Origin of the sequence: Lebetimonas sp. JS085, assembly GCF_000523295.1 — a bacterium.
Taxonomy (GTDB): Bacteria; Campylobacterota; Campylobacteria; order Campylobacterales; family Nautiliaceae; genus Lebetimonas.
Genome location: NZ_ATHR01000001.1, coordinates 605206 through 624024, shown reverse-complemented (window position 1 = coordinate 624024; position 18819 = coordinate 605206). Strand labels below are relative to the sequence as shown.

The following is an 18819-nucleotide window of genomic DNA, read 5'->3' as shown; positions in this document are numbered from 1 at the left end:
AAAGGAAACAGATGAATTTTAGCGATTTTAATTTAAAAAAAGAATTATTGCATAGATTAAGTGAGATTGGATTTGAAAAACCTTCTCCTATTCAGGAAAAAGCGATCCCCCTGATTTTAGAAGGAAAAGATATAGTGGCACAGGCCCAGACAGGAACCGGTAAAACGGCTGCATTCGGACTTCCTATTTTGAATATGCTTAAGAAAGGGGAGAAAGCATTAATTGTAACCCCTACAAGAGAACTTGCCATTCAGGTAAGTGAAGAAATATTTAGATACGGCAGAGATTTGGGAATTCATACAGCCAGTGTATACGGAGGAAGCAGTTACAATAGACAGATTTCACAGATAAAAACTTCTCAGGTAATAGTTGCGACTCCGGGAAGGCTTATTGATTTACTTAACAGCGGAAGAATAGATATAGCTCCTAAATTTGTAGTGCTTGATGAAGCGGATGAAATGCTTGATATGGGCTTTTTGGACGATATAAAAGAAATTTTCAAATTTGTGCCAAATGATGCCCAAAAACTGCTTTTCAGCGCAACAATGCCAAAAGAGATTTTAAACCTTGCAAAAACATTTTTAAAAGAGCCTGAATTTGTAAAAATTACAAAACAAAACGTAACAAATGAAAATATTAAAGAATATTGTTATGTTATTGATGAGCATGAAAGAAAAGACGCGTTAATCAGACTTATTGATTATAAAGCCCCAAGCAAGGCTATAGTATTTTGTAGAACAAAAAGGGATGTGGATGATGTTGCAGAATATTTAAAGGGCATTGGATTAAATGCAAGCGGACTTCACGGAGATATGGAACAAAGAAAAAGAGAAACTATTATAAGAAATTTTAAAACCAATAAACTTGATATATTGGTAGCTACAGATGTGGCTGCAAGAGGGCTTGATGTTAACGACGTAAGCCACGTGTTTAATTATCATTTGCCTCTTGATCCTGAAAGTTATGTTCATAGAATTGGAAGAACAGGAAGGGCAGGGAAAGAGGGGATGGCTATTTCGCTTGTTACTCCGTATGAATTTAAAGCTCTTAGCAAGATAGAAAAAATTTCGAAAATAACTCTTAAAGAAATACCTACACTTGAAGATGTTAAAAATACAGAAATTAAAAAAATAATAGAAAAAATTAATAATATTGACGCAAGTCCGAAATCTATAGAAATCATAGAAGAACTTCAAAATGAATTTGATTTATTCACCATTGCAACTAAATTTGCGGCCATGCTTTTTGAAAAAGAAGCAAAAGGAAAAGAAAGAATAGGCAAAAGTTTAAAAGAGGCAAAAAGATTGATTGAAAGAGAAAAATTTAATAGCTCCAATTCTAATTCAGGCAGAAGAAATTACAAAAACAGGAATCAAAGAGGCAATAGATATAATAGAGGAAGAAGAAGATAATTATACATTCTTCTTTAATACGTGTTTATCTAAAACAACACATCCGAAAATCCCTTCAAAAACTTTAATCTCATCTATTTTTCCTGTTACTTTCACTTCCCATTTTCTTTTTTCTTTCATCATTACTTCACTTTCAAATACAACACTCTCACCTACTTTAACAGGGGCCAAAAATTCATTTTGGCTTCTGACCAGTACAACATAAGGTTCGTTTACAGTGGCCATGGCACAAAAATCAGCTGCCGAGAATGTAAATCCTCCGTGAACTAAGCCGTACTCATCGACAGCCATTTCTTCCGAGGTATCCAATATTACTTTTGCGTAATCTTTTTTAAGCTCAATCAGTCTTCCGAATTTAGGCAGATATTTTGTATGTGTTTTTAATTCCACTTCAAATTCGTTCATTTATTCTCCTAATAATTTTTTTATTATTTTATCTAAATCTTTTTGAATAAACATAGGATTGAATTTTTTCATAAAAGGATGGGATATATCAAAATAATTTTTATCAGACAGATTAATAGCCCAGATATAATCAATACTGTTGTTTTCCAAATAGAATTTATTTAATAAAAAATCATTAATCATTCCAAGACGGCTTGAAATAACTAAAAAAAGTTTTGCATTAAAAAAATTTAAGAAATTTAGCATTTTAAAATTTTCTGTTACTGGAACTAATAAACCTCCGGCACCTTCAATAAGTAAAATATCACATAATGGTTTAATTTTATAATAAGCTTTTTTTATTTTTTCAAAATCAATCTCTCCCGCAACAATTGGAGCTGCCGGAAGGTGCAGCTGGATAGGTACAATATCCTTTAGTGTCAGGTTATTTAAATTTTTATTGTATTTTAATGCTGCTTCAAATAATTTTTTTCCATCTTCCGGATATTTTTCCACTCCAGTTTCAATGGGCTTCATAACGCCTACTTTATACCCTTTTTTTGAAAGAGCTTCAATAAGTTTTATAGCGGTGTATGTTTTTCCGGAATTTGTATTATCTGCCGAAATAAATATATTCATTCAAAACCTTTTTGTATAATTATAATAAAAAAGGCAGTTAATGGCTGACGAAGAAAAAACCGAACAGCCCACCTCGCGTAAAATTCAAAAAGCAAGAGAAGAGGGAAATGTAGCAAAATCAATAGAAACAGCAGGCTTTATTGTGCTTTTTTTGGCATTATTGGTTCTATTTTTTTATGTTAAATATATTGCTTTTTATTTTGAAGATTTTTTTAAATATTTTTATTCTTTTATAGGTGTCGAATTTAATAAAAATCTGATTTTTAATATTTTGGTAAAAGGCGCTTTTTATTTTTTTGTTGTAATGTTTCCTATTTTTTTAGTTGTAGTAATTGCTGGAATTTTGGCAAATGTAAGCCAGTTTGGTTTTTTATTTACCACAAAACCAATTACTCCTAAATTTGATAAATTAAACCCTTTTAAAGGTCTTAAAAATCTTTTTTCTTTAAAAAAAATGGTAGAAGGGGTTAAAACCACTTTAAAGGTTTTTATTTCTTTTTTGGTGGGCTTTTGGCTTTTTATGACATTTTTTACCCAAATTCCAAATCTTGAACTTATGGATTTTTTTAATCAGATTAAATGGCTTGAAAATAAAGCTGCTTTAATTATAATGGCTATGCTCGGAGTTTTTTTTGTGTTTGCCCTGATAGATTTTATTTATCAAAGATACTCTTATAAAAAGTCTCTCAGAATGAGTAAACAGGAAATTAAAGATGAATTCAAACAGACCGAAGGAAATCCTGAAATAAAAGCCAAAATAAGGCAACTCCAAAGAGAGATGGCAAGAAAAAGAATGATAGCCGAAGTTCCAAAAGCCGATGTTGTGATTACAAACCCTACCCATTATGCGGTGGCACTGAGGTATGATAAAACTAAAGACGAAGCTCCTAGGGTTATAGCAAAAGGAACCAATCATCTGGCGCTAAAAATAAAAGAAATAGCAAGGGAAAACGGAATAATGATTGTGGAAAATCCGCCGCTTGCAAGAGAATTATATAAATTAGTGGATTTGGATGAAATTATTCCGCCAAAATTATACAAAGCTGTGGCGGAAATTCTGGCTTATGTGTTCAGGGCTAACTCAAAATGATGCCCCGATAGAAAAGTCAAATGTTTTGGTGTTATCCCCTTCTTCTTTTTTAATAGGTTTTGCAAACACTAAAGTAAGAGGTCCTACAGGAGTTATCCAGTTAATTGCAACACCGGCTGACGCTCTTGAAATATTTAAGCTGTTCTCTCCCACAGCACCGTAATCAACAAAAGCGCTGGCCCAGAGTTTTATTTTTCTGTTAATCGGTGTGGAAATTTCGGGCCCTGTTATAAATTCATATTTACCACCTATATAATTTCCGTTGCTGTCTTTAGGAGAAATAGAATAAGAAGCAAAACCTCTTACGCTTCCTATACCACCTAAATAAAATTTTTCATCGATAGGCAAATAACCATTGTTTTTTATTGCCCCGGCTTTTATTCTGTATTTTAATACGGCATATGTTTCATATGTTGAATTTTTTAGAGGATAAAAATATTTAAAACTGCCTATTGTTTTTATAAATTTCTCATCTCCCCCGATCCCGGCATATTCAACACTTGTACCGGCATTCATTCCGAGTGTTGGAAAATAATAATTATCTGTTGAATTGTATCTTATCGAACCGATAACATAGCTTTTTGTACTGGTCGGTTTTAAATATGTTAAATTTTGATCGTAATTGGTTAATTCTGTTTTTGTAAATCCGTATGTAATATTTGAATTTAAATTTCTGCTTAGCATTTTACCGATGCCTAATGTAAACCCTTTTTTCTTGGAAGTGTATGAAATACCTTGAAATTCACTGTTAAAAATAGATGTGTTCATTGAAAATTTTGAATCAAACACCCTTGGATTATATAATGAAAAAGCGTAAGTTTTACTGGTTGCTGATAAATCGGCGCTGGCTGAGAGTTTTTGTCCGCTTCCGAAAATATCTTTTTCCGTAATAGAAAAAGAAACACCGAATTTGGAATAACTTCCGTAGCTGATACCGGCTTTTAGTGTTCCGCTGAGGCCTTCTTTTACTTTTACGTTTAAATCTATTTGATTGTCTGATACTTTTTTTTCTTCTATTTTTACATCTTCTAAATAACCCGTTCTTTGAAGGGCGTATTTTGAATCTGTAATATTTTGGTAAGAATATTTATCTCCTGGTGCTATAAAAATATTTCTTCTTATAACCCTGTCAAGTGTTTTTGTGTTTCCGGAAATTGTCACATTTCTTATATATACAATTTTACCAGGTATTACTTTATAAGTAATAAAAGCAAATTCCCCTTTCTTTTTAATTTCAGGGAATACTTTTACATAAGCGTAACCTATATTTTGAAAAGCATGTGTTATATTCTTTAAATCTTCCCTAAGAGCCGATACATTAAAATATTTGTCGGGCTTTAATTCAAGCTCAGGTGTTTTTACTTTAATATTTTTAGGATAGTCTATATTTATTTTTTTTACCTTATATCTTTTCCCCTCGTGTATTTTATAATCAATTACGGCTTTGTAATCATCAATATTTGCCTTGGCCAGAGGCATGGACACTTTTGAGTCCATATAGCCTAAATTGAAATAATAATTTTGTATATTGTTCTTGTCTTCAGGCAGTTTGAATACATTAAGCTCGCCTGAATTAAAGATTGGTAAAAATGACCAGAAGGTCTTTGGCTGATTTTCTGTTAAATCAATTAAATCGCTTTTATCTATCTGTTTTGCACCGTAGAAATTAACCTCTTTTATATCTATTTTTTTACCTTTTACAATTATTACTTTTATATAAAGTTTTGTGGGGCTGATATAGGTTTTTTCTATATTGATATATGTGTTAAAATATTTTTTTGCCAGATAATATTGTTCGATAAAATCTTTTAATTTTTCAAAAGTTTCTTTTTTGTAAATTTCTCCTTTTTTGGGAAGAATGTTTTGTTCTTTTAAAAGTTTTTTAAGTTCTTCTGAGAGGTTTTCAAATTCCAGTCTTGAAATAATTGGTTTTTCCTGACATATAAATGTAAGTTTATCGTTGGTGTAATCAACTTTTATTTTTTTAAAATAACCTGTCTCATACAGTTTTTTAATACTTTCATCTATTTTTTTTATATTGTATTCATCTCCAGGATGCACAGAAATTATTGTATTTGCCGTAACGGGGGATATATGTATCAAACCCTGATAAGTTATTGTTTTAATATTTGCAAATAAAATAAAAGGTAAAGATGCAAAAATAATTTTCTTCATTATAATCCTTTTTTCAAATTAAGAGAAATTATACCAAATATGTGATATAATTTTTTCAAAAAGAGGTTATATGGTTTGCGCTGTAGTAGGTTTGGGACTAATGGGAGGGAGCTTCGCACTTTCTTCAAAAAATTATTTCAAAAAAATTATAGGAGTTGATCATAATCCCCTTCATCAAAAAGAGGCTTTAACATTGGGCCTTGTGGATGAAATAGTTGAATTTTCTGATTTAATAAAAGCTGACGTTATTATTTTGTCTGTACCGATAAGAGGGATTATTTCGGCATTAAAAGAACTTTCGAAAATGCCGCTTAAAAATGATGTGAGTATTATAGATTTTGGTTCTACCAAAGAGACAATCATAAAAGAGTGTCCAAAAAATATAAGAAAAAATCTGGTTGCTTCCCATCCTATGGCCGGAACGGAGTATTCCGGCCCGAACGCTGCAATAGAAGATTTGTATGAAAATAAAATAATGGTTGTTTGTGATATAGAAGATAGCGGTAAAAAACAAAAAGAAGTGGCAATTGATTTGTTCCAATACTTAAAAATGAAAATAAAGTTTATGAAAGCCTCTTCCCATGACAGACATGCGGCTTTTATTTCCCATATGCCGCATATCATAAGTTTTTCTTTGGCAAATGCGGTTTTAAACCAGGAAGAGGGAGAAAATATTGTTACTCTTGCCGCAGGTGGATTTAAAGATATGAGCAGGCTTGCAAAAAGCAATGCCAAAATGTGGGAAGACATTTTCAGAGAAAATAAAAGCAATCTTTTAAAGGCTATAGAAGCATTTAAAAAAGAGCTGAAACTGGCAAAAAATTTAATAGAAAACAGTGAATGGGACGAGCTCAGAATTTGGATGGAAAATGGAAACAAACTGCATAAGATAATGTAGTTGATGTAAAAGTGAATTGTGAATGGTGAGTAGTGAGTAGGAAAAAATTGAATTTTATTTTTTAATGAAAAAAATATCTGATGCCACCAAATCCAATGGCTTTTGATTTTTCAATTTCTTTTACTTCTTTTTCGCTGATAATTCCGCCGAGTGCTATGGTGTTTGGAAAAATTTCACAAATTTCATTTAATTTTTCAATTCCTACACCTTTGCGTCCTTTTGAATAAAATACAGGAGAGAAAGTAATATAATCAAATCCTAGATTTTTGGCTTTTTTTACTTCTTCTATTGAATGGGCTGAAGCTATTTTTAATTTATCTGGATAATTTAGGGCTAAATTTATCTTAGAAGTCGGAAAGTGAATACCGTCAAAATATTGAAGTAATTTATCATTTTTTAAATCATCATAATTTATAAAAACAGTTGAATATTTTTTGGCAAAACTGACAAATTCAATTATTTCATTTTCATCAAAATATTTTTTATTTCTGTAACACACAAAATTTGGTTTATATTTTTTTATTGAGTTAAATATATTTGTAAGGGGATATTTGGGATCAGTTATAAAATAAGTTAGCATAAAATTGAAGAAGAATAGGTTTTACCTATTCGAGTGTTTCTTCCTGACCTGTTACTGCTCCGTAAATATATACGTAAGTCAATACCATAAAAATAAATGCCTGTAAGAATGCAGAAAAGCTCATTAAGGCAAATCCTGCGAGAGGAAATACCCAGGGTGCCAACATCAATAAAACAAGTAAAAACAAATCGTCACCTTTAATGTTACCAAAAAGCCTGAATGCAAGGGAAATAATTCTTGAAAAATGAGAAACTACCTCAACGGGGAACATAAGGGGAGAGAGCCATTTTACAGGTCCTGCAAAATGGGCAATATAATGTCCCACTCCCTGAGATTTTATTCCTTCAAAATGATAATAAAAAAATACGATTAATGCCAAGGTAAGCGTTAAATTAACATTTCCGGTAGGAGGTTCGAATCCGGGGATTATTTCCATTAAGTTACCCATAAAAATAAAAATAGCAAGGCTTCCTGCAAGAGGAAGATATTTTCTTGCAACTTTTTTGTTTGTAATATCTTCTCCTACATATAGCATTCCGTTAATTACAGCTTCCATAACATTTTGGCATCCGTTTGGAACAATTTGAAGATTTCTTGTGGCAAGTTTTGCAACAAAAACGGATAAAAAAGCCGCCAATAAAACATGAACTGTTAGCTGAACTTCCTGAGAATGGCCTAAAAATCCAAAAATCAGCCAAATTCTATCTTCCATATAAAGTCCTTTTTTATGTAATTGTATCAAATTTAATGCTTAATTAAAATAAATTTTAAATTTTTTTACAAATTTATTTTAAATTGTCCTATTCGGTAAAGTGCAAAATCGTATTTAAGAGGGTCGGTTGGATCAAATTTTTTTAAATTTTCACTTAATTCTATAGCAGCTGCCAGATCATATGTTTTTCTTTTTAATAAACCGTATTTTAAAGAAACTTTATGGGTATGCGTATCGAGCGGAATAATTAAATCGCTTTTTTTAACATTTTTCCATAATCCTAAATCAGGCTCAGTGTCTCTTACCATCCATCTTAAAAACATATTCCATCTTTTATACGGGCTGACACCTTTGGTTTTGTTACCTGGGATTTTGCCTATTAAAAATTCGTATCCTTTTGATTTGTAAGGATTAATTTCATAAATTTTTTTTATTATTTCTTTTAGTCCATCAATTACATTATTTTCTTTTTTATAACCTTTTAAAAACAAATCGTTTAGAGAATATTCTTTTTTCATACTGATTAATGCTTTAAAAAACTGATATATGTCTTCTTTGGTCTGAAAACGGTAATAAAGATTTGTCGGTATTTTTTTTGTTTCAAGAAAATTAAAATCAATTGAATTTAAAAATTTCAAAATGGCTTTTACATTTCCGTAGGAGAAGAGGGCTGCAGTTAACGCTATATATTCATCATTATGTTTTTGGGCTATCATAATTGGATCGAGTTTTTTTTCATTTATTTCATAAATATTGTTATCTATCAAACTGTCTAATTTCTTTTTTAATTTTTCCATTTTTTCTCTTTGATAATTTGTTATAATTATATAAAAAGAGGAGACAAAATGATAATCAGAGGCGATACGAATATTATTAAAATTTATGATTATTCATATCTTATAAATTTAGATGATTACGATTTGGATGATTCAAAAGAAATTGAGAGACTAAAAGAGAATGTTGCGGCTTATCTTGACAGCGGGGAAGCGGAAGCGTTGAGTTTAAATGAAGATTTGACAGGAATCAATCCTGAGGGCATTGAAATAGAAATTGAAAATAAAATTTTTACGGCGGAGGATATTGATTATATTAATAAAGATATTGACAAAATAATAAATGAAAATTTTAAAACGGGGGATATTATTCTGCTTTTAAAAACAAACGGCGACGGATATTTTGAATATGAAAAAAATCCCGATATAAATGAAATAAAAATAGGCTACAGCGCTTGTGACATTAAAAAACCGGATAATGAAATTTATAACAAATTTTGTGATTTGCTTTTACCAAACAATGTGGAAATGAACGGGGAAAAACAAGATGTCGTTGCGAGCAATTTTTATCCAAAGTCCGAAATGACGGCAGAATTATATACCATTATGAATGATAACGGAAAATATCTGGATAAAATAACAGAAATTGATGTTATGCATTTTGGATGGGATTTATTGGAAGATATTATTCAGATAGATTATGATAAATCTATCTGATATTAAAGAGGCTATCAAGCATCTGGTTTATAGTGGTAATGACTTTTGCATTTGCCTGATATCCTCTTTGAAATTTTTCCAGATTAATCAGTTCTTCGTCTATATTAACCCCGCTGACACTGTAATATTCGTTTGAAATATTTGTCATAAGTGTCTGGGCAACTTCTTTTTTTGAAGATATGTTTTTCGTTTTATCGGCAAGTTCTCCTGTTATATTTCTGTAATATTCAAAAACAGTTTCATTGGAAATATTGTTTTTCTCATAAAAATTGAGTTTTTCAAACTGAAGCTGTAAAATGGAATTCGCTATTTTATTGTCTCCTGAGCTCGGTGTTTTATTTGCCTGAATTTTACTCGGGGTTTCGTAAAGCTCTTTTTTTATATCTATATTTTCAGCGTTGTTTCCCGTGAAAAATTTGTTTATTCCAATAGCCCCTCCAAATTTTGCGCTGTCTTCATCTATTCCCACATATGTATTTTCATCTGTTTTTTTGGAAAGAATAAATTTTCCGTTTAAATAACCGGCGTTATAGTAATCGTCAACGTCGTTATCTGGATTATTGTCGTTGTTATCGTCGATATTTGGTGTATTAATTTGAGAAACTATTCCCTCAATAGTGGAATATTTAGGATCATTTGAATTCATGTTGATAATAATTTTTCTTTTGGCTAACTCTTTCCCTTTGTCATTATATACTACTAAATCAAAAGAGCCGTTTTCCATCGGAAGCGGAAGTTGGGTTTGATTTATTTTATTTATAGGCAGATATTCTATTTCATTCATTGCACTAAAAAGCGTACTTCCGTCATCTTTTACCAATACATTTGAAGCTTCAGCGTTTTGACTGTTAACAAATTTTAATTGCCCGTTTAAGAGTTTTGCCTGGGTGTCGGTTATCCCGTTTGAGTTAAAAGCATTGTTTATATTATTGATTACATCGTTTAATGAATCGTTTTTGTTAACGGATACTGAAATATTTTTAATAAAATTCCCTTTATCATCATAAATATTTAATGTGATTTTTCCGTTTCTTATAGGGTGTAATAAAATATTATTCAAAGAGCTTAAAGGTTTGTTGGCCAAATCATGGGAAATACTTATTGGAACATTTATCTGATCAGACACTGCATTCGACTGTGCCGCCTGGGAATAAAGAGAATTTACATTTTTTATTAAGCTGCTTGCAAAAGTATCGAGTTTATTTAGAATTTCCCCTATTATTCCGTCAGTCGGTTCACCTTTTTCATTTATCTCTTTGCCTCTTATATTTAACAGCCCTCCTATTTCACCCCCGTTTATATTATTTGTAATATCAGTGAGCGTATGGTCTTCTTTTTGAATATTTATATCCACATCTCCGTGATTGTCCGTCAGTTTGATAGGATAATATGTGGAATTGTCAAGAAGAGGATATCCGCTAAGAGAAATGGAATAGTTTTTTTCGTAATCAATATTTGAACTTCCCCCGCTTTTAAATGATTTTAATCCGTTTTTATAAATTTTGACATCTAAAAGTTCTTTTAGTCTTTTTTCAAGTTTATCCCTTTCATCCCTTAAATCGTTTGCATGGTCAATATTGTTTGCTTCATTTGCGTATATGTTTTTGTTAAGTTCGGAAATTTTTTTGATAATATCATTCGCTTCATCTGTTTTCGTTTTTATTTCGCTGTTTATATTCTGCTTTATATCTGTAATTGAATTTCTGACCTGTTTTATGGAATCAGCCAAAATTTTTGTTTTTGATGCCAAATCTACTTTTACACTTGAATCATTGGGGTTTGATGCTAAATTTTGCCATGCATCAAAAAAATCTTTTAAATTTTTATATATACCATTGTCTGTGGTATCCGGGAAATATGTTGAAATTTCCTGAAGGTATTTTTCCTGAGCCGATAAATTCTGTAAATTAGCCGAAGCTTGAGTAAACCTGTTAAATAAAAAAATATCTTTTATCCGGACAATGCTTTTTATCTGAACCCCAATTCCTATATCGCCGGGGATGGTGTTTACATCTCCAAGCGTGGAAAATTCAGCCCTTTGTCTTGTATATGCCTTATTTGATGCGTTTGCAATATTGTTTGAGGTTACGTCAATTGCCTTTTGATGTGCGTTTAGACCGGTCTGTGCTATGTTAAAAGCTGATGAAATTCCCATTTTATGCCTTTAAGCTGAGTTTTGAATTTAAGATGTTTTCATTTTTATAATTTAGAGGTTTTTCATTTTTTATTTCATTCATAAGTGCATTATAAAAATTTGCGACACCAAGGGCCAATACAGAAAATTTTTTGTGAAGGGAATTAAATTTGCTTAAATTTTCCCTGAATTCATCAAATAGAATTTCTTCCTGAGGTGAAAAAATTTCTTCTATGGGTTTGTTTCTGCTTAGCAGTATTGAATCTATTTCACTTTTTAAAAAAGAAAAATTTTTGGCTAAATTTTCTTTTGTTTTTGTGTGTGAAAATATAGTTTCGTGGTCTGCATTTTTTATAGCAGTTATATCTTCTTTTGTTAAAAAGATTAAATTGTTTAAAACATCATTTATTTCATTTATTTTTTTTGTAAGCATAACCCTTCCTTTTGTGGGAAGGGTGAAGAGATTAAAGAAGCGCTTTGGCTAAAGCTTTTGCTGTTTTGTCCAAGTCTATTTTGTATGTTCCGGCTTCGATTTGTTTTTTAATCTCTTCTACCCTTCCAGAATTTTGTGTTTTTTTAACTTCTTTTTTTTCTGGCTGGGTAGATATTAAATTTGTTTGATTTATTCCAACTCTTGATATCATTTATAAACCTTTTTTTATTGTTATTCTACCCAACCATATCGGCAAATTTCAAATTTTTTTAAATATCTTTTTTTAAATAATTAAATAAAAGCTGTGAATATCCGAAATTTCCGCCCAGCTCTTTTGAAATTTGTTCTATTTGCATAGATTTGTAAATTTTTTCCCCGGGTGTTTCGGGAAAAAGCTTTGATTCATCTTTTAAGGCTTTTTTTAAAAAAAAATTTAATATTTCACTTTCAAATGCGTTACAGTTTTGTTTTAATTTTTTCAGATTTTTTTCTTTTAAATTTATTTTATGATGAATACCTATGTTTATATTGTAATTGCTCATTTTCTTCTCCTTTTTAAATTTTACACATCCATCATCTAAGATTTATTATCAGTTTATTATCAGTTTTGCGTTTATTGCGCTGCTGGTTTTTAAGTTTTCCAAAATAGCGATAATGTCCTGCGGCGTTGCTTTAAATTTTTGAAACATCTGCGTTAAATTTAAAATAGTTGTTTCTTTTTTAATTTTTATTACAAAATCACCGTAAGTAATAACTGTCGGTTTTACCGTTACATTACTTCCAGCAACTATTGTTCCCGTTCTTTCATCTATTACAATAACATCAGGCATTTGGGCAGTGATATCGGTATTCTCAACCTCTGCCAAAAATTCCGGCATGGAAAGCTTTTGCGGTTTTTTAAGTTTTATTGTTCTTGGATCAACTGCAACGGCGACATGAGAGCGGAATTTATTATTTAATGTATTCTGAATGTTAACAGCCAAATCAAAATCACTTCTTTTAAGTGAAAGAGTGGCAAAATTCTGATGATATATATCCCATACAACCGCTCTTTCAACCGTAGCCCCGTTTGGAATTTTTACTGTTGTTGTAAAATGTTTTTGCTTTAAGCCTCCTTTTAGATTAAATCCTCCCATGCTTACAGGCCCCTGTGCCAGGGCATAAATTTTTCCGTTTACACCTTTTAGCGGTGTAATAAGCAATACTCCCCCTTCAAGAGAAGTGGCGTCACCTATTGAAGATATTGTCACATCGATTTTATCTCCTTCCCTAGCAAACGGCGGGAGGGTTGCAGTTACCATTACGGCAGCTACATTTTTTGATTTTATGTCTTTTGGGTCAAGTTTTACATTTACATTTTTAAGCAGATTTGAAAGGGTCTGATTTGTAAATTTTGAAGATGTCGAATCTCCGGTGCCGTCTAATCCTACAACGAGTCCGTACCCGATTAGCTGGTTGTCCCTTACACCTATTATTGATGAAATATTTTTAATTTTATCGGCAAAAAGATTGGTAGAAATGAACATATAAAAAATTGTAAAAAACATAATTGCCAAAAATTTTTCAAAACCGTCGACTTTTGCTGACATTTAAAGCCTTTTTTATTTAAAAGCAGCAAATTTCGTTCCAATTATATAGTGAGTGGTGAGAGCGGTGAGTGGTGAGTTTTGAGTTGTGAGTGGTGAGTTGTGAATTGTGAGTTGTGAATTGTGAGTAGAGATTTAAATAATAAATAGTGAAAAGTTAAAAATGTAAAATTTCACTTTTTACTTTACATTCTTAACTTGATACTTAGCCACTTGACAGCCTAAAACTCACTACTCACCACTCACTATTCACCTAAGCAATTAAATGTATCTTACTATCAAAACACCGTTTTTTTCATAAAAATCATATACATTTTGTTCGGTTTTAATCTCTTCTATAAAATCTTTATCAAATTCTTTATATTCCACGATTTTAAATTTTTTAACAGGTTTCATTTTAATAAGTGCGCTTACCCATAAAATTCCGATAATTGCGCTTAAAATTAAAAACAAATTTAATAAATTATATTTCATAAAAATACCTGCCCCCGCGCCGCCTAAAAAAATTCCTAAATATTGAATAGTGTTTGATGTTGAAAGTGCGGTTGCTTTCTGATTTGCCCTTGCCACTTTGCTTACAAAACTTTGAAGAACAGGCTCGAGCATATTGAATCCGAAAAAGAATATTATTACCGCCAAAAAATCACTGATAATATTTTCAATTGAATATAAAAACAAAGATATCGTTATTAAACCGGCGCTTAAAATAAAAACCAGTTTCCCTTTTTCTTTTTTTTCAGCCAAAATTGCACCGAGAGGCAGTGCGAAAATACCTATAATCAATGCCGGAATATAAACTTTCCATAAATCCATTTTATCCCAGCCGAGATTTTTTGTAAAAACAATAGGAGTAATCATAAAAAAGACAGTCATAAGACCTTTTTGCATAAAACCAGAGAAAAAAAGTTTTAAAAGCTCCCTATGCGTTAAGACTTCTTTTAAAGTGGCTTTTGCCTGATGATGGACAATTTTTGGTGGATTCGGAATTTTTTTGGTAACCAGCCAGATTGAAAACAGTGCTAAAAGTGCGGTCAGTAAAAACAGTTTGTCAACCCCCCATTTTGCACCTACGGTAGGTCCCAAAACCATAGAAAGCGCAAAACTCAGGGCAATAAACTGTCCCATTTTTGCAAATGATTTTGCCCTTGTGTTTTCATCGGTCAAATCCGCTATATAAGCCAGAATTACACCTCCTATTGCGCCAGCACCCTGTAAAAGCCTACCAAAAATCAGCATATATATGTCTGTTGAAAACGCACAGACTATGCTTCCCAAAAATAGCAATGAAAGGCCTGTTATTAAAATCTTTTTTTTATCATAATTATCGGCCCATCTGCCGAAAGGAATCTGTAAAAAAACCTGTGAAAGGGCATATGCCCCCATCGCCACACCCACATTAAACGCATTTGCCCCGTTTAAACTTAATGCATATAACGATAAAAGCGGCATAACAATAAAAAGCCCCAAAAACCTTATAGCCATTAAAAGACTTAAATAGACCATTTATATCCTTTTTTTGTTAGTTTAATACTAATAGTTTAAATTTATGTTAATTTAATTTTCTGTTTTTTTCTCTTTTCAAAATAAACAGCTTCACTGAATCCTATTTTTTTTGCAAGTTCTACTGCTTGAGTGATTTTGTATCCTACATCCTGAGGTTTATGCGCATCGCTTGAGAATGTGATATCTATTCCTTCTTCTTTAATTATTCTCAATAATTCAACAGACGGATAAATTTCATTTACTTTTTTTCTAAGACCTGAAGTGTTTATTTCCACTGCCATATCGGATTTTTTAATGGCTTTTATCGCTTCTTTTGCCAGATCTTTTATATTTTTTTTAGGTTTAAAGCCGAAAACTTTCACTAAGTCAAGATGTCCCACTATGTCAAACAGTTTAGATTCAGCCATTTCTTTTATTTTGGAGAAATATTCTTTATAAACGTCATCAATATCCCTTTTTCCCCATTCTTTAATAAATTCGGGATTATCAAAACCCCAGTTGTTTAGAAAATGAACGCTTCCTATTAAAAAATCCACTTTTCTCTCAAGCACTCTTTTATCAATAAAAGGCGTAAAATCCACTTCATACCCTAAAAGAATTTTTATTTTGTCTTTATATTTTTCTTTTAAAGCGTTTATTTCATTTTCGTATTTCGGCATATCTTCAAAGCCCATTCTGTATTTTTTATCAAAATCCATCGGCGCATGGTCTGCAAAACCGTATATATCTATTCCTTTATCTATCGCTTTTTTTATAAATTCTTCGGGGATGCCTGTGGCGTGATTACAAAGGGGTGTGTGGTTGTGAATATCAATAAGCATGTTTTGCCTTTTTTAGTGAAATTATATATAATTAATTAAAAAAATGAGGTGAGTTATGACCCAGGAAGAATTAGACGCTTTAATGGCGGGGGGTTTAGACGATATAGATAATATAGATGAAACAGAAGATTCAAAAACAGAAGAAAAAGAGGAAGTAAAAGAAGAAACTAAAGATAATGAAAATGTTGATGAAGGTGAGCCTATAACTCCTCCTCCTGCGGATTCAAAAAACAAAGTTGTGGCGCAGCTTGACGAAGTTACAAAAGAGAGTGAGGAAAAGGCGGTGCAGATTTTGGAAAAAATGGATGAAATTTCCGCCGCAATACGCGATACAAACGAAAAAATTAAAAAAATTATAGAATTTTTAACTGAAGAAAAAGCTCTTTTTACAAAACTTCACACTACGTTTCCCCATATTAAAAAATTTGAAGAAGAACTCCAAAAATTAGAAGAAATAATAAAAATCGCAGAGCAGATTTCAAAAGAAAACGAATCGGCTGAAAATGAAATATTTACCGTAATGGATATTATGCAGTATCAAGATATTCATAGGCAAAAAATAGAAAGGGTTATAAATATAATGAGGGCTCTTATAAAATATATGAACAGGCTTTTTGAAGGAAAAATTGAAGATGAGGCAAGAGTCAAAAGCGCAAGACATCTTCAGGGGGATGAAACAGAAGAAGTGGTGAGTGACGAAGATATTGAAAAACTGCTTGAAAAATTCGGAGCCAAATAGTGGAACTGCTTGCACCTGCCGGAGATTTTGAAAAATTAAAAATTGCCATTGCCTACGGGGCGGACGCCGTTTATGCCGGGGTTAGCCATTTTTCCCTGAGGTGTCACAGCGGAAAAGAGTTCGATTATGAAACATTTAATGAAGCTATTGAATATGCCCACAAAAAAGGTGTAAAAGTTTATGCCACCGTGAATGCTTTTCCATTTGAAAATCAGCTTCCGCTTATAGAATCCCATATAAAAAAACTAAAAGAAACGGGGGTTGACGCTTTTATAATTTCAACGCTTGGCGTTTTAATGAAAGCAAAAGAAATAGCGCCAGAAATTGACATTCATCTCTCAACCCAGGCAAATGCCTTGAATTCATGGGATTATAAAGCATACAGGGATTTAGGTGTTAAAAGAATAATTGCCGCAAGAGAAGCCACATTAAAAGATTTGATAAAAATAAAAGAGAAAGTGCCTGATATTGAAATAGAAATATTTGTTCACGGGGCTATGTGTTTTGCATATTCGGGGAGATGCCTTTTAAGCGCCGTTCAGTTTGGAAGAAACCCCAATAAAGGAAGCTGTGCGAATGACTGTAGGTATCCTTATGTGCTTTATGCCGAAAACCCAGAAACTGGAAAAATGTTTAAATTAGAAGAATATCAAGACGGCACTTATATAATGAATGCAAAAGATTTATGTCTGATTGAACATATCCCTGAAATTTTAAAAGCCGGTGTAATAGATTCGGTGAAAATTGAAGGGAGAACAAAAGCTCCTTATTATGTGGGAGTTGTGACAAAAGCTTACAGAGATGCAATTGATGAATATATAAAAAGCGGCAAATGCGACTGCAAAAAATATCTCAATGAAATTTTAACTACCAAAAACAGAGGTTTAAGCGATGCATATATTGTAAAAAGGCCATATATTAGAAACGATACCCAAAATTTAAAAACTTCATTAACCACCGGAAACTGGCAGGTAAGTGGGGTTGTGACAGAAGATGGCGGCCATTTTATGTGTAAATATAAAACATATCCCGGCGATGTGCTTGAAATAGTACTGCCAAAAAATGTTAAAATTTCACCATGTGAAAATGAAATAGGTAAAGTTTATAATGAAAACGGCAGGTGGCTGCTTAAATTAAATAAAATTATTACACAAGGCAACAAAGAATTAAGCAGTGTTCACAGCGGTAATCTAAATCCGATAAAATTGCCGTGTAAACTCCCTTATTTGACGTTTTTAAGAAAGGAAGAGATATGAAATTTATAAGTGTATTAATGGGAAGTAAAAGCGATTATGAAATAATGAGAGAGGCAATAAAAGTTATAGAAAAATTTCAAATTCCCTATGAAGTGTTGATTACATCCGCCCACAGAACCCCCGCAAGGACTCATGCGTATGTAAAAGATGCCGAAGAGCGTGGTGCTAAAGTCTTTATCTGCGGGGCGGGAATGGCCGCACATTTAGCAGGTGTTGTTGCATCAATTACAACCAGACCTGTAATTGGTGTTCCAATGCCGAGCGGAATGATGGACGGGCTTGATGCGCTTCTTTCTACCGTGCAGATGCCGGGCGGTATGCCCGTTGCAACTCTTGCAGTCGGTAAAGCGGGAGCTAAAAATGCAGCATATTTAGCTCTTCAGATTTTGGCTTTGAGCGACGAAGAGCTGAATACAAAACTTGAAGAAGACAGAATTTCACAGGCTAAAAAAGTTGAAATGGATTCATTAGAAGTTGAGGTGAAATTAGATTAATGAAAACTCTTTTGACAATCGAAGAATTTGAAAAAATAAGCGGTAAAAGTAAAAAAGAGATTTTTTCCTTATGCAAAGAAAAAAAACTTAAATGTAAAAAAAGTGAGGGTATTATTTATATAGAAGCGGAGAACACAAATCAAATAGTGCCTTTAAATGAAATAGAAATTGTAAACAGTAATGACATAGCCAAAAAAACATTGGCAACATTTCTGAATATGCATGAAAAAGTGCTTATGAGCAAAGATGAAACCATTGAATCGCTAAAAGATGAAAACAGATTTTTGAAAGAATCCATCTATTCTTTACAGGAAATTTACGAAGAAGCTAAAATTACAATTGAAAGGCTTCAAAAACAGCTTGAAATTACTCAGGATGAGCTTGAATTTTGCAGGAAAAAATATAAACTTATGTGGGGAAGAGTGCTTAAGAAAGAAAGTGAAAAATAAATGTTGAATTATGAATTTAACATC

21 protein-coding genes are annotated in these 18819 nt (G+C 32.0%); 8 read left to right on the top strand and 13 right to left on the bottom strand.

Annotated elements, in window-relative coordinates; all coding sequences use genetic code 11:
- Positions 1-11 precede the first annotated feature (11 nt).
- The gene (locus DZ68_RS0103470; RefSeq protein WP_024787264.1) at positions 12-1412 is read left to right on the top strand and encodes a DEAD/DEAH box helicase; all 1401 of its coding nucleotides are present in this window, start codon (positions 12-14) and stop codon (positions 1410-1412) included.
- Here DZ68_RS0103470 and DZ68_RS0103465 read toward each other — a convergent pair whose 3' ends face one another.
- A complete protein-coding gene (locus DZ68_RS0103465; RefSeq protein ID WP_084021777.1) occupies positions 1413-1817 on the bottom strand; it encodes a hotdog domain-containing protein in 405 nt (134 codons plus the stop codon).
- The gene (gene bioD, locus DZ68_RS0103460) at positions 1818-2435 is read right to left on the bottom strand and encodes a dethiobiotin synthase (RefSeq protein ID WP_024787262.1); all 618 of its coding nucleotides are present in this window, start codon (positions 2433-2435) and stop codon (positions 1818-1820) included. It abuts the gene before it with no gap.
- Between the two features lie 40 nt (positions 2436-2475).
- Between bioD and flhB the strand changes: the two genes are divergently transcribed.
- Positions 2476-3525 (top strand): flagellar biosynthesis protein FlhB, encoded by a 1050-nt coding sequence (gene flhB / locus DZ68_RS0103455; RefSeq protein ID WP_024787261.1) that lies wholly within the window; start codon positions 2476-2478, stop codon positions 3523-3525.
- Here flhB and bamA read toward each other — a convergent pair.
- Positions 3517-5700, bottom strand: coding sequence for an outer membrane protein assembly factor BamA (gene bamA, locus DZ68_RS0103450; RefSeq protein WP_024790722.1), 2184 nt, complete (start codon positions 5698-5700; stop codon positions 3517-3519). The two genes, flhB and bamA, sit on opposite strands and share 9 nt — an antisense overlap.
- 70 nt (positions 5701-5770) lie before the next feature.
- Here bamA and DZ68_RS0103445 point away from each other — a divergent pair, with 70 nt between their 5' ends.
- Positions 5771-6598: a prephenate dehydrogenase gene (locus DZ68_RS0103445; RefSeq protein ID WP_024787259.1), complete on the top strand. Its 828-nt coding sequence runs from the start codon at positions 5771-5773 to the stop codon at positions 6596-6598.
- 61 nt (positions 6599-6659) lie between these two features.
- Here the strand turns inward: DZ68_RS0103445 and DZ68_RS0103440 are convergent, their stop codons facing one another.
- The 3 genes from DZ68_RS0103440 to DZ68_RS0103430 all read right to left on the bottom strand — a co-directional run bounded on the left by DZ68_RS0103440 (position 6660) and on the right by DZ68_RS0103430 (position 8687).
- Entirely contained in the window at positions 6660-7178 is a 519-nt protein-coding gene (locus DZ68_RS0103440; protein WP_024787258.1) for a thiamine phosphate synthase, read from the bottom strand.
- Between the two features lie 25 nt (positions 7179-7203).
- A complete protein-coding gene (locus tag DZ68_RS0103435) occupies positions 7204-7890 on the bottom strand; it encodes a F0F1 ATP synthase subunit A (protein WP_024789458.1) in 687 nt (228 codons plus the stop codon).
- A gap of 65 nt (positions 7891-7955) precedes the next feature.
- A complete protein-coding gene (locus tag DZ68_RS0103430) occupies positions 7956-8687 on the bottom strand; it encodes a TIGR02757 family protein (protein WP_024787256.1) in 732 nt (243 codons plus the stop codon).
- Positions 8688-8735: 48 nt separating this feature from the next.
- Between DZ68_RS0103430 and DZ68_RS0103425 the strand changes: the two genes are divergently transcribed.
- A complete protein-coding gene (locus tag DZ68_RS0103425) occupies positions 8736-9380 on the top strand; it encodes a hypothetical protein (protein ID WP_024787255.1) in 645 nt (214 codons plus the stop codon).
- On the opposite strand, the gene flgK is transcribed toward DZ68_RS0103425, so the two are convergent.
- The 7 genes from flgK to DZ68_RS0103390 form a co-directional block, all read right to left on the bottom strand.
- On the bottom strand, positions 9373-11535 hold the full coding sequence (gene flgK, locus DZ68_RS0103420; protein ID WP_024789456.1) for a flagellar hook-associated protein FlgK: 2163 nt from the start codon (positions 11533-11535) through the stop codon (positions 9373-9375). The genes DZ68_RS0103425 and flgK overlap by 8 nt on opposite strands.
- A gap of 1 nt (position 11536) precedes the next feature.
- Positions 11537-11947, bottom strand: a complete 411-nt coding sequence (locus tag DZ68_RS0103415) for a hypothetical protein (RefSeq protein ID WP_024787254.1) — start codon at positions 11945-11947, stop codon at positions 11537-11539.
- 31 nt (positions 11948-11978) lie between these two features.
- Positions 11979-12158, bottom strand: coding sequence for a flagellar biosynthesis anti-sigma factor FlgM (locus tag DZ68_RS0103410; RefSeq protein WP_024787253.1), 180 nt, complete (start codon positions 12156-12158; stop codon positions 11979-11981).
- Between the two features lie 58 nt (positions 12159-12216).
- Positions 12217-12489 (bottom strand): rod-binding protein, encoded by a 273-nt coding sequence (locus tag DZ68_RS0103405; RefSeq protein WP_024787252.1) that lies wholly within the window; start codon positions 12487-12489, stop codon positions 12217-12219.
- A gap of 48 nt (positions 12490-12537) precedes the next feature.
- Positions 12538-13536 (bottom strand): flagellar basal body P-ring protein FlgI, encoded by a 999-nt coding sequence (locus DZ68_RS0103400; RefSeq protein ID WP_084021776.1) that lies wholly within the window; start codon positions 13534-13536, stop codon positions 12538-12540.
- Between the two features lie 258 nt (positions 13537-13794).
- The gene (locus tag DZ68_RS0103395; RefSeq protein ID WP_024787250.1) at positions 13795-15036 is read right to left on the bottom strand and encodes an MFS transporter; all 1242 of its coding nucleotides are present in this window, start codon (positions 15034-15036) and stop codon (positions 13795-13797) included.
- A gap of 41 nt (positions 15037-15077) precedes the next feature.
- On the bottom strand, positions 15078-15857 hold the full coding sequence (locus DZ68_RS0103390) for a histidinol-phosphatase (RefSeq protein ID WP_024787249.1): 780 nt from the start codon (positions 15855-15857) through the stop codon (positions 15078-15080).
- 55 nt (positions 15858-15912) lie between these two features.
- Here DZ68_RS0103390 and DZ68_RS0103385 point away from each other — a divergent pair, with 55 nt between their 5' ends.
- Genes DZ68_RS0103385 through DZ68_RS0103370 form a run of 4 tightly spaced genes read left to right on the top strand, consistent with a single transcriptional unit; the run spans position 15913 to position 18795 of the window.
- Entirely contained in the window at positions 15913-16596 is a 684-nt protein-coding gene (locus DZ68_RS0103385; RefSeq protein WP_024787248.1) for a hypothetical protein, read from the top strand.
- On the top strand, positions 16596-17852 hold the full coding sequence (locus DZ68_RS0103380; protein WP_201767409.1) for a peptidase U32 family protein: 1257 nt from the start codon (positions 16596-16598) through the stop codon (positions 17850-17852). The genes DZ68_RS0103385 and DZ68_RS0103380 overlap by 1 nt, the downstream gene beginning before the upstream one ends.
- Complete coding sequence (gene purE, locus DZ68_RS0103375; protein WP_024787246.1) at positions 17849-18346, top strand: 5-(carboxyamino)imidazole ribonucleotide mutase; 498 nt, start codon at positions 17849-17851, stop codon at positions 18344-18346. The genes DZ68_RS0103380 and purE overlap by 4 nt, the downstream gene beginning before the upstream one ends.
- Entirely contained in the window at positions 18346-18795 is a 450-nt protein-coding gene (locus tag DZ68_RS0103370) for a DUF3972 domain-containing protein (RefSeq protein WP_024787245.1), read from the top strand. Before purE ends, DZ68_RS0103370 begins: the two co-directional genes overlap by 1 nt.
- The last annotated feature ends 24 nt before the right edge of the window (positions 18796-18819 follow it).

Bases quoted from the DNA above. Each gene is read 5' to 3' on its own strand.
- DZ68_RS0103385 (WP_024787248.1), top strand. From the start codon at position 15,913: ATGACCCAGGAAGAATTAGACGCTTTAATGGCGGGGGGTTTAGACGAT.
- DZ68_RS0103405 (WP_024787252.1), bottom strand. From the start codon at position 12,489: ATGAGCAATTACAATATAAACATAGGTATTCATCATAAAATAAATTTA.
- bioD (WP_024787262.1), bottom strand. From the start codon at position 2,435: ATGAATATATTTATTTCGGCAGATAATACAAATTCCGGAAAAACATAC.
- DZ68_RS0103430 (WP_024787256.1), bottom strand. From the start codon at position 8,687: ATGGAAAAATTAAAAAAGAAATTAGACAGTTTGATAGATAACAATATT.
- DZ68_RS0103370 (WP_024787245.1), top strand. From the start codon at position 18,346: ATGAAAACTCTTTTGACAATCGAAGAATTTGAAAAAATAAGCGGTAAA.
- DZ68_RS0103465 (WP_084021777.1), bottom strand. From the start codon at position 1,817: ATGAACGAATTTGAAGTGGAATTAAAAACACATACAAAATATCTGCCT.
- purE (WP_024787246.1), top strand. From the start codon at position 17,849: ATGAAATTTATAAGTGTATTAATGGGAAGTAAAAGCGATTATGAAATA.
- DZ68_RS0103470 (WP_024787264.1), top strand. From the start codon at position 12: ATGAATTTTAGCGATTTTAATTTAAAAAAAGAATTATTGCATAGATTA.
- DZ68_RS0103410 (WP_024787253.1), bottom strand. From the start codon at position 12,158: ATGATATCAAGAGTTGGAATAAATCAAACAAATTTAATATCTACCCAG.
- DZ68_RS0103400 (WP_084021776.1), bottom strand. From the start codon at position 13,536: ATGTCAGCAAAAGTCGACGGTTTTGAAAAATTTTTGGCAATTATGTTT.
- DZ68_RS0103440 (WP_024787258.1), bottom strand. From the start codon at position 7,178: ATGCTAACTTATTTTATAACTGATCCCAAATATCCCCTTACAAATATA.
- flhB (WP_024787261.1), top strand. From the start codon at position 2,476: ATGGCTGACGAAGAAAAAACCGAACAGCCCACCTCGCGTAAAATTCAA.
- DZ68_RS0103445 (WP_024787259.1), top strand. From the start codon at position 5,771: ATGGTTTGCGCTGTAGTAGGTTTGGGACTAATGGGAGGGAGCTTCGCA.
- DZ68_RS0103390 (WP_024787249.1), bottom strand. From the start codon at position 15,857: ATGCTTATTGATATTCACAACCACACACCCCTTTGTAATCACGCCACA.
- flgK (WP_024789456.1), bottom strand. From the start codon at position 11,535: ATGGGAATTTCATCAGCTTTTAACATAGCACAGACCGGTCTAAACGCA.
- bamA (WP_024790722.1), bottom strand. From the start codon at position 5,700: ATGAAGAAAATTATTTTTGCATCTTTACCTTTTATTTTATTTGCAAAT.
- DZ68_RS0103425 (WP_024787255.1), top strand. From the start codon at position 8,736: ATGATAATCAGAGGCGATACGAATATTATTAAAATTTATGATTATTCA.
- DZ68_RS0103395 (WP_024787250.1), bottom strand. From the start codon at position 15,036: ATGGTCTATTTAAGTCTTTTAATGGCTATAAGGTTTTTGGGGCTTTTT.
- DZ68_RS0103435 (WP_024789458.1), bottom strand. From the start codon at position 7,890: ATGGAAGATAGAATTTGGCTGATTTTTGGATTTTTAGGCCATTCTCAG.
- DZ68_RS0103415 (WP_024787254.1), bottom strand. From the start codon at position 11,947: ATGCTTACAAAAAAAATAAATGAAATAAATGATGTTTTAAACAATTTA.